Annotated in this window: 14 protein-coding genes; 8 read left to right on the top strand and 6 right to left on the bottom strand. The window is 73.9% G+C overall.

Going from position 1 to position 12,684, the window contains the following annotated elements; translation table 11 throughout:
- Positions 1-141: 141 nt before the first annotated feature.
- Complete coding sequence (locus tag ACH4SL_RS26115) at positions 142-1,116, bottom strand: carbohydrate kinase family protein (RefSeq protein WP_398449699.1); 975 nt, start codon at positions 1,114-1,116, stop codon at positions 142-144.
- A 203-nt stretch (positions 1,117-1,319) separates the two neighbouring features.
- On the opposite strand from ACH4SL_RS26115, the gene ACH4SL_RS26110 reads away from it, so the two are divergent.
- Together ACH4SL_RS26110 and ACH4SL_RS26105 are read left to right on the top strand one after the other, a co-directional pair.
- Positions 1,320-1,547, top strand: a complete 228-nt coding sequence (locus ACH4SL_RS26110) for a hypothetical protein (protein WP_398449697.1) — start codon at positions 1,320-1,322, stop codon at positions 1,545-1,547.
- An 85-nt stretch (positions 1,548-1,632) separates the two neighbouring features.
- Positions 1,633-2,676 carry a hypothetical protein gene (locus ACH4SL_RS26105; protein WP_398449695.1) on the top strand — a complete coding sequence of 348 codons (1,044 nt, stop codon included), beginning with the start codon at positions 1,633-1,635 and terminating at the stop codon, positions 2,674-2,676.
- 209 nt (positions 2,677-2,885) lie between these two features.
- Here the strand turns inward: ACH4SL_RS26105 and ACH4SL_RS26100 are convergent, their stop codons facing one another.
- Positions 2,886-3,239 (bottom strand): iron-sulfur cluster assembly accessory protein, encoded by a 354-nt coding sequence (locus ACH4SL_RS26100; RefSeq protein WP_031520826.1) that lies wholly within the window; start codon positions 3,237-3,239, stop codon positions 2,886-2,888.
- 246 nt (positions 3,240-3,485) lie between these two features.
- Between ACH4SL_RS26100 and nadA the strand changes: the two genes are divergently transcribed.
- Both nadA and ACH4SL_RS26090 read left to right on the top strand, forming a co-directional pair.
- A complete protein-coding gene (gene nadA, locus ACH4SL_RS26095; RefSeq protein ID WP_398449693.1) occupies positions 3,486-4,658 on the top strand; it encodes a quinolinate synthase NadA in 1,173 nt (390 codons plus the stop codon).
- A gap of 39 nt (positions 4,659-4,697) precedes the next feature.
- On the top strand, positions 4,698-5,570 hold the full coding sequence (locus ACH4SL_RS26090; protein ID WP_398449691.1) for a GNAT family N-acetyltransferase: 873 nt from the start codon (positions 4,698-4,700) through the stop codon (positions 5,568-5,570).
- A gap of 9 nt (positions 5,571-5,579) precedes the next feature.
- Here the strand turns inward: ACH4SL_RS26090 and ACH4SL_RS26085 are convergent, their stop codons facing one another.
- The 3 genes from ACH4SL_RS26085 to ACH4SL_RS26075 form a co-directional block, all read right to left on the bottom strand.
- Complete coding sequence (locus ACH4SL_RS26085; RefSeq protein WP_398449689.1) at positions 5,580-6,638, bottom strand: sensor histidine kinase; 1,059 nt, start codon at positions 6,636-6,638, stop codon at positions 5,580-5,582.
- Positions 6,639-6,723: 85 nt separating this feature from the next.
- Complete coding sequence (locus ACH4SL_RS26080; protein ID WP_398449687.1) at positions 6,724-7,002, bottom strand: hypothetical protein; 279 nt, start codon at positions 7,000-7,002, stop codon at positions 6,724-6,726.
- Positions 7,003-7,209: 207 nt separating this feature from the next.
- Entirely contained in the window at positions 7,210-8,001 is a 792-nt protein-coding gene (locus tag ACH4SL_RS26075; protein ID WP_398449685.1) for a PspA/IM30 family protein, read from the bottom strand.
- Positions 8,002-8,197: 196 nt separating this feature from the next.
- On the opposite strand from ACH4SL_RS26075, the gene ACH4SL_RS26070 reads away from it, so the two are divergent.
- The 3 genes from ACH4SL_RS26070 to ACH4SL_RS26060 all read left to right on the top strand — a co-directional run bounded on the left by ACH4SL_RS26070 (position 8,198) and on the right by ACH4SL_RS26060 (position 10,906).
- Positions 8,198-8,782, top strand: a complete 585-nt coding sequence (locus tag ACH4SL_RS26070) for a DUF3043 domain-containing protein (RefSeq protein WP_398449683.1) — start codon at positions 8,198-8,200, stop codon at positions 8,780-8,782.
- 62 nt (positions 8,783-8,844) lie between these two features.
- Positions 8,845-9,621 carry a class I SAM-dependent methyltransferase gene (locus ACH4SL_RS26065; protein WP_398449681.1) on the top strand — a complete coding sequence of 259 codons (777 nt, stop codon included), beginning with the start codon at positions 8,845-8,847 and terminating at the stop codon, positions 9,619-9,621.
- A gap of 214 nt (positions 9,622-9,835) precedes the next feature.
- Entirely contained in the window at positions 9,836-10,906 is a 1,071-nt protein-coding gene (locus ACH4SL_RS26060) for a S1C family serine protease (protein WP_398449679.1), read from the top strand.
- A 34-nt stretch (positions 10,907-10,940) separates the two neighbouring features.
- Here the strand turns inward: ACH4SL_RS26060 and ACH4SL_RS26055 are convergent, their stop codons facing one another.
- Positions 10,941-11,147 (bottom strand): hypothetical protein, encoded by a 207-nt coding sequence (locus tag ACH4SL_RS26055; RefSeq protein WP_031520807.1) that lies wholly within the window; start codon positions 11,145-11,147, stop codon positions 10,941-10,943.
- Between the two features lie 130 nt (positions 11,148-11,277).
- Here ACH4SL_RS26055 and ACH4SL_RS26050 point away from each other — a divergent pair, with 130 nt between their 5' ends.
- On the top strand, positions 11,278-12,483 hold the full coding sequence (locus tag ACH4SL_RS26050; protein ID WP_398449677.1) for a bifunctional adenosylcobinamide kinase/adenosylcobinamide-phosphate guanylyltransferase: 1,206 nt from the start codon (positions 11,278-11,280) through the stop codon (positions 12,481-12,483).
- The last annotated feature ends 201 nt before the right edge of the window (positions 12,484-12,684 follow it).

The raw sequence follows: 12,684 nt of genomic DNA, 5'->3' as shown, positions 1-12,684 counted from the left end.
GCGGCCCGCCCCCACCGGGGCGCGGGTAGTCACCGGCCCGAAGGGGCAGTTGCTGTCGTTTCCGGACCACCGGCCGGTGGTGGGTTGCTCGCGCAGTTCCCCGCGCCCCTAAAACGCTCGCCCCCCTGCGCAAGGGGGACCTCAGCCCAGGTGGGCGCGGACCTCGGCGGCGGCTTCGTCGCCGTACGCCTTGGTGAAGCGCTCCATGAAGTGCGTGCGCTTCAACTCGTACTCCTGCGTGCCCAGCGTCTCGATGACCAGAGTCGCCAGCATGCAGCCCACCTGCGCGGCGCGCTCAAGGCTGACGCCCCACGCGAGGCCGGAGAGGAAGCCGGCGCGGAAGCCGTCGCCGACGCCCGTGGGGTCGACCTTCGCCTGCTCCTCGGCGCAGCCGACGACGATCGGCTCCTCGCCCTTGCGGTCGATCCGCACACCGCGCGGGCCGAGGGTGGTGACGCGGACGCCGACCCGGCCGAGGATGTCCTCCTCGGTCCAGCCGGTCTTGGTCTCGATGAGGCCCTTTTCGTACTCGTTGTTGAAGAGGTACGCGGCGCCGTCGACGAGGACGCGGATGTCGTCGCCGTTCATCCGGGCGATCTGCTGGGAGAAGTCCGCGGCGAAGGCGATGCCGCGGGAGCGGCACTCCTCGGTGTGGCGGATCATCGCCTCGGGGTCGTCGGCGCCGATGGAGACCAGGTCGAGGCCGCCGACGCGGTCGGCGACGTGCTGCAGCTCGATGAGCCGGGCCTCGCTCATGGCGCCGGTGTAGAAGGAGCCGATCTGGTTGTGGTCGGCGTCGGTGGTGCAGATGAAGCGGGCGGTGTGCAGCACCTCGGAGATGCGCACGGAGGCGGTGTCGACACCGTGCCGCTGGAGCCAGGCGCGGTATTCGCCGAAGTCGTTGCCCGCGGCGCCGACCAGGATGGGCTGGGTGCCGAGCAGGCCCATGCCGTAGCTGATGTTCGCGCCGACGCCGCCGCGGCGGACGTCCAGCGAGTCGACCAGGAAGGACAGCGACACGGTGTGCAGCTGGTCGGCGACCAGCTGGTCGGAGAAGCGGCCGGGGAAGGTCATCAGATGGTCGGTGGCGATGGATCCGGTGACGGCGATGCGCACGGCGGCAGGCTCCTGTGGTGACGGGGGAATGGGACCTGGGGGGTTGCGTGGGTCCGGGCAGTCGTCCACGCTACCGGCAATCCGGTGCGGCGCCGGGACATCCGCGGTTTACCCCGGGTTGCGGGCGGAGAACCCGGCGACCTGGTGAAACTACCCGATAGTAGGGCTTTCTCCCCCGCCCCGGCCGTGCCAGTGTCGGAGGTATGAGCGCTACGTCACACGGCACGGCCGTCCCGTCCTCGATCGCCCCCGCTCCGCTCGCCGAGCCCGACTCGATGGAGGAGCTGATGGGCGACTGCCGGAAGATGGCCGCGCACTGGCACGCCGCCCCTGCCGCCGCCCCGGTCGAGCGGGCCGCGGGCCCGCACGGCATCACCGTCCCGGCCTCGTCCGCCCACGTGGTGGCGGGCATGGCGGAGTACGGGGCCTGAGCCCCGTCCCGTAGCGCGGAACCGGCGCGCGCCCCGCCGCGTCCCATCGGCACCTGGCGGATGACGGAGCCGAGGAGGGCGCGCGATGAGCGGCGAACACGAACACGCAGGCCTCGACGAATGGCCGGGCGACCGCACCGACCGCAGGCGGCGGCTGATGATCGGCGCCGCCGTGGCCGCGGTGGTGGCCGGCATCGCGGGCACGGCGTTCCTGGGGATAGCGGGCGGGGGCGAGGGCGGGGGTGTGCACCCGGTCGCGCCGATCATGCCTTCGCACTACGCGGGCCCGAAGCACAACCTGGTGCTGCCCGCGCCCGCGCTCCCCTCGGGCTCCGGCTCCTACCAGCTGACCGGCGCACTGCCCGACGACGTACCCGGCCCGACCCCCCTCTACCGGCCCGCGGCGGGCGGCCCCGACCGTACGGCGGTCACCCGCCTCGCGTCCGCACTGGGCCTGACCGGCCCCGTCGCCGACGACGGCACCTCCTGGCGGGTCGGCCCACGGGACGGTACGGGCCCGGCGCTGCTGGTTGCCAAGGACGCGCCGGGCGTCTGGTCGTACGCCCGCAACGGGCAGGGCGCCCCGGCCTCCCGCACGGTCGTGCCGGAGCGGCAGGCGTGGGCGGTGGCCGCGCCCGTCCTCGACGCGCTCGGCCAGTCCGACGCGGAGGTCGGCGCCTCGCGCACAGCCGGTACGTCCCGGACGGTGACCGCGGACCCGGTGGTCGGCGGACTGCCCACGAGGGGCTGGGAGACCGCGGTGACCGTCACGCAGGACGGCGTGGTCGGCAGCGCGCACGGGCACCTCGCGCAGCTCGTGGCAGGTGAGCGGAAGAGCGTGGTCGGTGCGGAGCGGGCGTTCGAGGAGCTGCCCGCGCGGCAGCCGATGCATCCCGGCGGCACAGGGTGCCGCAGCGGGGGGATGACGGACGCGGGCGTCGCGTCCACCGCCTGCGCGACCGCGCCGGCCACGCGGGGCGTCCCGGTGGACGTCAGCGGGGCCCGCTTCGGGCTCTCCCCGCAGTTCCTCGCCGGCGGGGGCCAGGCCCTCGTCCCGTCGTGGCTCTTCACCGCCACGCCTGAGGGCTCCCCCACCTCGTACGTCCTCGCCCAACCGGCGATGAGCTAGCGGCTGCGGCGCGGGGCGAGCGCTTAAGGGGCGCGGGGAACTGCGCGCTCAGCCCACCACCGGCCGGTGGTCCGGTACGGACCGTACTGCCCCTTCGGGCCGGTGGCGACGTGACGGTACGTCGTGGCTGGTCGCGCAGTTCCCCGCGCCCCTAAAAACGCTCACCCGGCGCGGCCGGAGAAGGCGTACCCGGCGCGGAGCGCTAAGGCCTAGCTGAAGGAGTCGCCGCAGGCGCAGGAGCCCGTCGCGTTCGGGTTGTCGATCGTGAAGCCCTGCTTCTCGATCGTGTCGACGAAGTCGATCGACGCCCCGCCGAGGTACGGCGCGCTCATGCGGTCGGTGACGACCTTGACGCCGCCGAAGTCCTTGACCACGTCGCCGTCGAGCGAGCGCTCGTCGAAGAAGAGCTGGTAGCGCAGGCCCGAGCAGCCGCCGGGCTGGACGGCGACCCGCAGCGCGAGGTCTTCCCGGCCCTCCTGCTCCAGCAGGCTCTTGACCTTGGAGGCCGCGGCCTCGGACAGGATGATGCCGTCCGTGGTGGTGGTCTCGTCCTGAACCGTCATCTGCTCACTCCCGGGTTGTACGGACTACTGGCTTACCGACTGCTAACCGGCGCCCTTCCGGATTCATTCCGGCGCCCGCGGCGGGGGCCGCGGCGTGTTCGTCCCCCCATGCTCGCACAGGTGCGCGCGGATCGAATGCGTCACACTGACGCGTCCAGGCATCGTCAATGTGACGCGAACGGGCTATGATAGATAGCGTCAAATAGACGAAAAGCACTGCGCTGCCGAAGAAAGGGCGTCCGGCCCGTGACCACCACCGAAACTCTGGACGTACAGCCCACGCCGCTCGCACTGCTGCTGCTCGGCCGCGAGTCCGACCCACGCAGCGAGCGCGGCGTGGAATGCCCGGGCGACCTTCCGGCGCCGTCCGACCCGGATCTGGTGGAGCGCGCCCGGGCCGCGAAGGCCCGCCTCGGCGAAAAGGTCTTCGTCCTGGGCCACCACTACCAGCGCGACGAGGTCATCGAGTTCGCCGACGTCACGGGCGACTCGTTCAAGCTCGCGCGGGACGCGGCCGCGCGGCCCGAGGCGGAGTACATCGTCTTCTGCGGCGTCCACTTCATGGCGGAGTCCGCCGACATCCTGACCTCCGACCGCCAGCAGGTGATCCTGCCGGACCTGGCCGCGGGCTGCTCGATGGCCGACATGGCCACCGCCGAGCAGGTCGCCGAGTGCTGGGACGTGCTCGCCGACGCCGGGGTGGACGGCGTGACCGTGCCCGTCTCGTACATGAACTCCTCGGCGGACATCAAGGCCTTCACCGGGCGGCACGGCGGCACCATCTGCACGTCGTCCAACGCCCGGCGGGCGCTGGAGTGGGCCTTCGCGCAGGGCGAGAAGGTGCTCTTCCTGCCCGACCAGCACCTGGGCCGCAACACCGCCGTCCGGGACATGGGCCTGTCGCTCGACGACTGCGTCGTCTACAACCCGCACAAGCCGAACGGCGGGCTGACCGCCGAGCAGCTGCGGGACGCGAAGATGATCCTGTGGCGCGGCCACTGCTCCGTGCACGGCCGCTTCTCGCTGGAGTCGGTCGAGGACGTCCGCGCCCGCATCCCCGGCGTCAACGTGCTGGTGCACCCCGAGTGCCGGCACGAGGTCGTCATGGCCGCCGACCACGTGGGCTCCACCGAGCACATCATCACCCTGCTGGAATCCGCCCCCGCGGGCTCGGCGTGGGCGATCGGCACCGAGCTGAACCTCGTACGGCGGCTCGCCAAGGCGCACCCGGACAAGCAGATCGTCTTCCTCGACAAGACGGTGTGCTTCTGCTCGACCATGAACCGCATCGACCTGCCCCACCTGGTGTGGGCGCTGGAGTCGCTGGCCGACGGCAAGCCGGTCAACCGCATCCAGGTCGACGCCGAGACCGAGCACTACGCCAAGCTCGCCCTGGAGCAGATGCTCGCGCTGCCGTAACCCCTGTCCTGAGGGGCGGTGCGGCGCGATGATGGGGCGGTGATCCTTCGACCGGTACGCGACGACGACGCGGACGCCGGGCTCGTACGGGAGATCACCGCCGCGGCCTTCGCCGCCCCGCACGCGCTCCCGGCCGGGTCGGCCGCGCCGCCCCGGCCGGCCGACGCCCGCGAACTCGACCGCACCCGGCATCTGGCCAGGACGGACCCGGGCGGCTGCTGGATCGCCGAGGACGAGACGGCGGGCCCGGTCGGCGCGGTGCTCTCCTCCCGCCGGGAGGGCACCTGGGGGCTGTCGCTGCTGGTGGTGACGCCGGGCGCGCAGGGCAAGGGCGTCGGCAAGGCGCTCATGGCGCGGGCCCTGGTGCACGGGCGGGCGTGCCTGCGCGGCGTCATCTGCGGCTCCCGCAACCCCGTCGCGGCCCGTACGTACCGCAGGGCCGGCTTCACGCTGCACCCGGCGATGCGGCTGACCGGCGTCGTCGACCCCTCCCGGCTGCCGCCGCCGGACGGCGCGGTGCACGAGGGCACCGAGCGGCACCGCGACCTCATGGACTCCGTCGACCGGCGCTCACGCGGCGGCGCCCGCGGCCCCGACCACGAGCAGCTCCTGCGCCACTTCCGCCTCCTCGTCGTCGACGACCTCGCGGGCAGCGGCTACTGCTACGCCGACGACCGCGGCGTCCAGGCCCTCGCCGCGACCTCCCGCCGCCTGGCGACCCGCCTGCTCACCGCCGCCCTGCTGACGATGCCCGAGGGCCGCCCCGTCCGCGTCACCGAACTCACCGCCGAGCAGGAATGGGCCGTCGACGTCGGCCTCGCGGCCGGTCTGGAGGTCTCCACCGCCGGCTACCTGTGCCTGCGCGGCATGCGGCCGCCGAATCCGTTCATCCCCTCGCGGCTCTTCGCGTAGCCGCGGCCCCTAAGCGCCTTCCGCCGGGGCGGGAGCGCCCACGTACGGCCGCGCCGCCAGCGGCAGCCGGACCCACACACGGAAGCCCCCGCCGGGGCGGGCGCCCGCGCGGCAGACGCCGCCGAGGGCGTTGGCCCGCTCGTACATGCCCAGCAGTCCGTGCCCGTCCGCGGCAGCGGACGTACAGGCAGACCCCTGCCGCGGAACCCCGGCGGCGGCCGGCACCGCGGACGTGCCGTCGTCGTCCACGACGACCTCCAGCGCCCCGGACTCGCGGCGGATCCGGACGACTGCCCCGGCGCCCGGGCCCGCGTGCTTGCGGACGTTGGTCAGGGACTCCTGGATCACCCGGTAGGCGGTGAGGTCCACGCTGACCGGCAGCGGCGGGCGCTCGTCCGGCGCGGGCCCCCCGGCGTGCGACGACAGGCACTCCACCGTGACCTGGAGGCCTTCGCGGCGGAAGCCGTCGAGGAGCTGGTCGAGCAGGCCCAGGCCGGGCGCGGGCTCCATGGGTGCGTCGGGCTCGCCGCGCAGCCGCAGCAGCCCGACCGTGGCGCGCAGCTCGTCCAGCGCGGAGCGGCTGGCCTCGCGCGCGTGCGCGAGCGCCTGCCGGGCTTGGTCGGGGCGGCGGTCCATGACGTGCGCGGCGACGGAGGCCTGCACATTGGCCAGCGCGATCTGGTGGGCCACCACGTCGTGCAGCTCGCGGGCTATCCGCAGCCGCTCCTCGGCGACCCGGCGCCTGGCCTCCTCGTCGCGGGCGAGCGCGGCGCGCCGCTCCCGCTCGGCGGCGGAGGCGGCGTAGGCGCGGCGGCTGCGCAGGGCGTCGCCGAACGCGACGGCGGTGCCGCCCCACGCCACGAGGGCGATGATCCAGCCGTCGACGACCCCCAGCAGGGCGAGCAGTACCGACAGGGCGCAGCCCAGCAGCAGCCCCGTCCACAGCGCCCGGCGCGAGAGCCGCGCGGGCAGGCCCAACCGCCGGGAGGTCCTGGGTGGTGGCGTGTGGGTCTCCGCGGCGTCGCGTGCCCCGGCACGCACATCTGCCGCGTTGTCGTCGGTCCACAACGCTCCGCGTTGCCTCCCTCCTCCGCCTTGCAGCTGCACGCACCGGACCCCGCTCCTTCCCCCACGGAGACCCACACGCCACCACCTAGCCAGGGATCAGCCCGTCGTTGCGCAGCATCTCCCGGACCTGTTCGAGTGTGGCGTCAGGCGCGGGGAGGATCAGCTGCGAGGGCTCCAGCGCGTCGTCGGGCAGCGGTTCGCCGAGTCGGCGGACCGAGTCGAGCAGGGCGCCCAGCGTGCGCCGGAAGCCCTGCTCGTCACTGGCCTCGACGGCGGCGAGCAGCTCGTCGTCCAGCTTGTTGAGCTCGGTGAGGTCGGCGTCCGCCAACCTCACCTGCCCCTCCCCCATGATCCGCGCGATCATGACGGCCTCCTCCGTTGCGGCTCCGTTGCGACTCAAGGGCGGTACGGCTGCGGAAGTGCGGGAACAGCGGCGCGGCCCTGCGGGGGTACGGATACCGGGCGGGTCGAGAGATACCGGAGCCTGGGGCGTACGTACCCGGAACGGGCCGGCCGCGCCGGTGCGGTGTCCGCCGCCGGGCGTACCCGGCACACGGACCACCGCCCGGCGTCACTGCTTGTCGAACCTCGGGGTGTCCTGCGGCTGGCCCTGGGCGTCCCGCCCCTGCTGGCCGCCCTCGATCGCCGGGGTGGTCGTGCCGCCGGCCAGCTCCGCCTTCATCCGCTGCAGCTCCAGCTCGACGTCGCTGCCGCCGGACAGCCGGTCCAGCTCGGCCTGGATGTCGTCCTTGGCCAGGCCCGACGGGTCGTCGAGGGCGCCGGAGGCGATCAGCTCGTCCAGGGCGCCGGCCCGGGCGCGCAGCTGCTCCGTCTTGTCCTCGGCACGCTGGATCGCCATGCCGACGTCGCCCATCTCCTCGGAGATGCCCGAGAAGGCCTCGCCGATCTGGGTCTGGGCCTGCGCGGCGGTGTAGGTGGCCTTGATGGTCTCCTTCTTCGTACGGAAGGCGTCCACCTTGGCCTGCAGGCGCTGGGAGGCGAGCGTGAGCTTCTCCTCCTCGCCCTGGAGCTGCGTGTGCTGCGTCTCCAGGTCGGTGACCTGCTGCTGGAGGGCCGCGCGCCGCGACAGCGCCTCGCGCGCCAGGTCCTCACGGCCCAGCGCCAGCGCCTTGCGGCCCTGGTCCTCGTAGGTCGCCGACTTCTTCTGCAGTTCGGTGAGCTGCAGCTCCAGCCGCTTACGGGAGGTGGCGACGTCCGCCACGCCCCGGCGCACCTTCTGCAGCAGCTCCAGCTGCTTCTGGTACGAGTAGTCAAGCGTCTCGCGCGGGTCCTCGGCCCTGTCCAGGGCCTTGTTGGCCTTCGCGCGGAAGATAAGTCCCATCCGCTTCATGACACCGCTCATGGGCCTCGCGCGCCCCCTTCTCCGGCAACTGCTCCAGCACCTCTACAGACCCCAGCCTACGGGCCCTGGTTCCATTACCGCACTGTTCGGGACCGGATGCGCTCCTCCCCAAGGACGATCACGGTTCGGTGTCCCCCTGCCCGAGGAGTAGGTGAGGGGCTGGGGTAGCGCGGCGGAACCACGTAACCTGGGAGATGTGTTCCGACGTCGTACCCCAGATGAGCAGGCCCAAGCAGTAGGCACCGTGCTTGAGGACCAGACCCGCGACCCGCAGGCTCCCAAGGGTCGCCCCACGCCCAAGCGCAGCGAGGCCCAGAGCGGCCGCCGCAAGGCGCTCAACACGCCGACCGACCGCAAGTCGCAGGTCAAGGCCGCGCGCGAGGCGCGCCGCCAGGATCTCGCGAAGCGCCGCGAGGCGCTGGCCAACGGCGACGAGCGCAACCTGCCGGCCGCGCACCAGGGGCCCGTGCGCAAATTCACCCGCGACTACGTCGACTCGCGCTACCGGGTCGCGGAGTTCTTCCTGCCGATGGCGATCCTCATCCTCATCGGCAGCCTGCTGCCCGCGCTCCAGAACCTCTCGCTGATCCTGTGGCTGCTGGTCATCGTGCTCATCGTGATCGACTCGGTGATCACCGCGATCTCGCTGCGCCGCCGGCTCGCCGAGCGCTTCCCCGACCAGAACACCAAGCGCGCGGTCAGCTACGGCCTGATGCGTACGCTCCAGATGCGCCGGATGCGGCTCCCGAAGCCGCAGGTCGCGCGCGGCGCCAAGCTCTGAACGCCGGGCTGGACGCCTGGCCGCCCGGCGCCGCCGGATTCCACGGCGGGGCGGACACCTGGGTGGGCGCCCTCGGCGGACTGCGGAACACCGTCCGCCAGGAGCTGGTCTCCCGGCAGCTCGACGAGCAGCTGGCCCTGCACTTCCCGCCGCCCGGCGGCGCGCACGCCGCGCGCCGCCGTCTGCGCGTGCTCGACGTCGGCCCCGGGCAGGGCACCCAGGCGATACGCCTGGCCCGCGCCGGGCACCTCGTCACGGGCCTCGAACCCGACCCGGCGATGATCGGTGTGCTGCGCTCGGCGGTCATGGCCGAGCCTGCGGACGTGCGGGCGCGTGTCGTCGTCCTCCAGGGCGACGGCCGCGAGACCGGACGCCACTTCGGGCCCGCGTGCTTCGACGTCGTCCTGTGCCACGGCGTGCTCATGTACGTGGCCGATCCCGAGCCGCTGCTCGCCGCGCTCGCGCGGGTCCTCGCGCCCGGCGGGCTGCTGTCGCTGCTGGTACGCAACGGGGACGCGCTGGCCATGCGGCCGGGGCTGCTCGGCGACTTCCCCTCCGCGCTGCACGCCTTCACCTCCGAGGGGTACGTCAACCGCCTCGGGCTCGCGACCCGGGCGGACCGGCTCGCGCCGCTCACCGCGACGCTCACCGGCATCAACGTGCCGCTGCACACGTGGTACGGCGTACGGGTCTTCACCGACGCGGCCCCCGACCACGCGACGGCCCCCGCGGCGCCGGGTGCTCTTGCCGCCCTCCTCGACGCGGAGGAGACCGCGGGGCGGACCGACCCCTACCGCGCGGTCGCCGCGCTCCTCCACGTCTGCGGCATCCGCGCGTAGCGCGGGCTCTCGGGGGCTGCCTCTTGCGGTGGGCGGTCCGCTTTCCGCCGGCGGCGGCGACCCTACAGGCTGCCTCGTTCTGCCGTCGCGGGACCGTCCCTTGACCGCGGCTGGTCGCGACGGCCACCGCAAGGGGCAGCCCGGGGCGTCCCCCGGGGACCCGGATGGACGCGGCGGGCGGGTGCGCGGCCGGGGGAAGGGCGAGGCTCGGGGCATGAGCGCACTCCGGAGTACCCGCGTCCTGGCCGGCGCCGCCTGTGCAGCCCTCGCGGTGGGGGCGACCTCCTGCACGAGCGGCGGCGGGAGCGCCGCGGACCCGGTGAGCGCGGCCCCTGCCGCGGTCGCGGCGTCCGGGGGCGGCGGGGAGCTCCAGTCGGCGTACGAGAGCACCGTCAAGGAGGTGCTGCCGTCGGTCGTGCAGATCACGACCGACCAGGACCTGGGCTCCGGCGTGGTCTACGACGACAAGGGCGACATCGTCACGAACGCCCACGTCATCGGCAATGCCACCACCTTCCAGGTGTCGCTGGCCACGGGCGGCAGCCCGCTCGACGCGAAGCTCGTCTCGTCCTTCCCGGCGAACGACCTGGCCGTCATCCGGCTGGAATCCCCGCCGAAGGGCCTCAAGCCCGCGCAGTTCGGGGATTCGTCGAAGGTCTCGGTGGGCCAGATCGTGCTGGCGATGGGCAATCCACTGGGCCTGTCCAGCAGCGTCACGCAGGGCATCGTGTCGGCCACGGACCGCACGGTGAGCGAGAGCGCGTCGGGCGGCGGGACGGGCGCGACGATCCCTGACATGGTGCAGACGTCCGCGGCGATCAACCCCGGCAACAGCGGCGGCGCGCTGGTCAACCTGGACAACCAGGTCATCGGCATCCCGACGCTCGCGGCGACCGACCCGCAACTGGGCAGCGGCGCGGCACCCGGCATCGGCTTCGCGATCCCGGCGTCGGCGGTCAAGCGGATCGCCGACCAGATCATCAAGAACGGCAAGGTGACGAACTCCGGCCGGGCGGCGCTCGGCGTGACCGTCCGCGGCGTGGTCGGCCCCGATCAGCAGCCCGCCGGGGTGGCGGTCGTGTCCGTCACGAAGGGCGGCGCGGCCGCGAAGGCGGGGCTGCGGTCCGGGGACGTCATCACGAAGCTGGGCGGCACGACGGTCACGACCGTCCAGTCGCTGACCGCGGCCCTCGCCGAACTGAAGCCGGGCCAGAAGGTGAAGGTCACCTACGACCGGGACGGTTCGACGAAGACCGCGGAAGTGACGCTGTCCTCGCTCGACTAGCTGTCCTCGCCCGACCGGCGGGCGGGGACGGGGCTCAGACCTCGGCGTGCAGGCTCATCGGGCCGTAGATCTTGGTGTCGCCGTCGCTGAGGACGACCTGCTCCGCGCCGCCCTCCAGCAGTTCCTTCCAGTACAGGCCGAGCCAGGACTCGGCGTCCCCCTGTGTGGTGAACTCCTCGGGCTGCACCGCGGGCTCCACCGCGGTGCCGTCGGCCGTCTCGAACCGCCACGTCCACGCCATGTAGGTCTCCTCGTACGTCTGCTGACGGGGCCTGCCCTGGCAGCGTAGCCGCAGGACGCGCGGGTGGGGACGGTCGCCACATGGCGGACCCCGCGCGCCCGGGGCGGGCGGACGCGAGACGATCGTGTCCGTGGAAGCGACTCTGCTCGGCACCGCGGGGCCCGCGGGCCTGCCCGTCCCCGACTGCCCCTGCGCGGCGTGCGCCCTCGCGACGGGCGACGGCGGCCGCGCACCCAGTGCCGTACTCGTCGACGACGTGGTGCTGCTCGACCTGACCCCCGGGGTCGCGCTGGCCGCCGCGCGGGCCGGGCACAGCCTCGCGGGACTGCGGCTCGTGCTGCTCTCGCACCCGCACGACGGGCCCGCCGTGGAGATCCCGGCGGGCCTGCCCGCGCCCGCCCGGGTGCCCGACGGGCAGCGGCTCACCCTCATCACCGGCCACAAGGTGCGGGCGCTGGCCATGGACGCGCCGGGCACGGGCTACGGCGTCGAGTCGCCCGCGGGCCGGCGGCTGCTCTACCTGCCGCCCGGCTGCGCGCCCGCGGGCCTCGCGGAGGGCGCGGGCGAGCCACCGTACGACCTCGTGCTGCTCGACGCGGTGGGGCGGCCGGACGCGCTCGCACGGCTGCGGGCGGCCGGGGCGGTCACCGGCACGACCGACGTCGTCGCCCTGCACATCGGCCACGACGCGCCGCCGCGGCCCGAACTCGGCCGCCGGCTCGCCGCGTACGGGGCGCGGGCCGTCCCCGACGGGACGACGCTCACCGCCGGCGACTACCACGAGGTGCCGGACGTGCCGCGCCGCACCCTGGTCACCGGCGGCGCGCGCTCCGGCAAGTCCGCCGAGGCGGAGCGGCGGCTGGCCGCCTTCCCCGAGGTCGTGTACGTCGCCACGGGCGGCACCCGCGAGGGCGACACGGAGTGGGCCGAGCGCGTCTCCCGCCACCGCGAGCGCCGCCCCGCGGGCTGGCGCACGCTGGAGACCTGCGACCTCGTCCCCCTCCTCGCGGAGGCCGGCGGCCCGCCGCTCCTCGTCGACTGCCTCGCGCTGTGGCTCACGCACGTCCTCGACGAGGAGGGGGCGTGGGACGACGCGGCCTGGCACGCGGGCGCCGCACGGCGCGTCCGCGCGCGGGTCGACGAACTCGTCACCGCGTGGCGCGCGACCCGCCGCACCGCGGTGGCCGTCACCAACGAGGTGGGCGCGGGGGTCGTCCCCGCGACGGCGTCGGGCCGCCGCTTCCGCGATGAGCTCGGCGTTCTCAACGCCGCGATCGCTTCTGAGTCCGAACACGTCCTCCTGACGGTGTCCGGACTCCCCCTCCCCCTCCGCTGACCCCCTGCCGGGGGGAGGCTGCGGCTGCGCCGCCGGGCACGCACCTTGAGGGCACGGCTACGCGCCGGGCGAGCGTTTTTAGGGCACGCCTGCGCCGCCGGGCGAGCGTTTTTAGGGGCGCGGGGAACTGCGCGACCAGCCACGACGTGCCGTCACGTCGTCACCGGCCCGAAGGGGCAGTTCGGTTCGTACCGGACCACC

The sequence above is a fragment of the Streptomyces sp. NPDC021020 genome (assembly GCF_044333285.1).
GTDB lineage: Bacteria > Actinomycetota > Actinomycetes > Streptomycetales > Streptomycetaceae > Actinacidiphila.
This window is presented reverse-complemented; position numbering and strand designations above follow the sequence as displayed.

What these genes read in the sequence shown, in the direction of transcription:
- ACH4SL_RS26110 (WP_398449697.1), top strand. Translation starts at nt 1,320, where the DNA reads ATGAGCGCTACGTCACACGGCACGGCCGTCCCGTCCTCGATCGCCCCC.
- ACH4SL_RS26105 (WP_398449695.1), top strand. Translation starts at nt 1,633, where the DNA reads ATGAGCGGCGAACACGAACACGCAGGCCTCGACGAATGGCCGGGCGAC.
- ACH4SL_RS26100 (WP_031520826.1), bottom strand. Translation starts at nt 3,239, where the DNA reads ATGACGGTTCAGGACGAGACCACCACCACGGACGGCATCATCCTGTCC.
- ACH4SL_RS26080 (WP_398449687.1), bottom strand. Translation starts at nt 7,002, where the DNA reads ATGATCGCGCGGATCATGGGGGAGGGGCAGGTGAGGTTGGCGGACGCC.
- ACH4SL_RS26075 (WP_398449685.1), bottom strand. Translation starts at nt 8,001, where the DNA reads ATGAGCGGTGTCATGAAGCGGATGGGACTTATCTTCCGCGCGAAGGCC.
- ACH4SL_RS26060 (WP_398449679.1), top strand. Translation starts at nt 9,836, where the DNA reads ATGAGCGCACTCCGGAGTACCCGCGTCCTGGCCGGCGCCGCCTGTGCA.
- ACH4SL_RS26055 (WP_031520807.1), bottom strand. Translation starts at nt 11,147, where the DNA reads ATGGCGTGGACGTGGCGGTTCGAGACGGCCGACGGCACCGCGGTGGAG.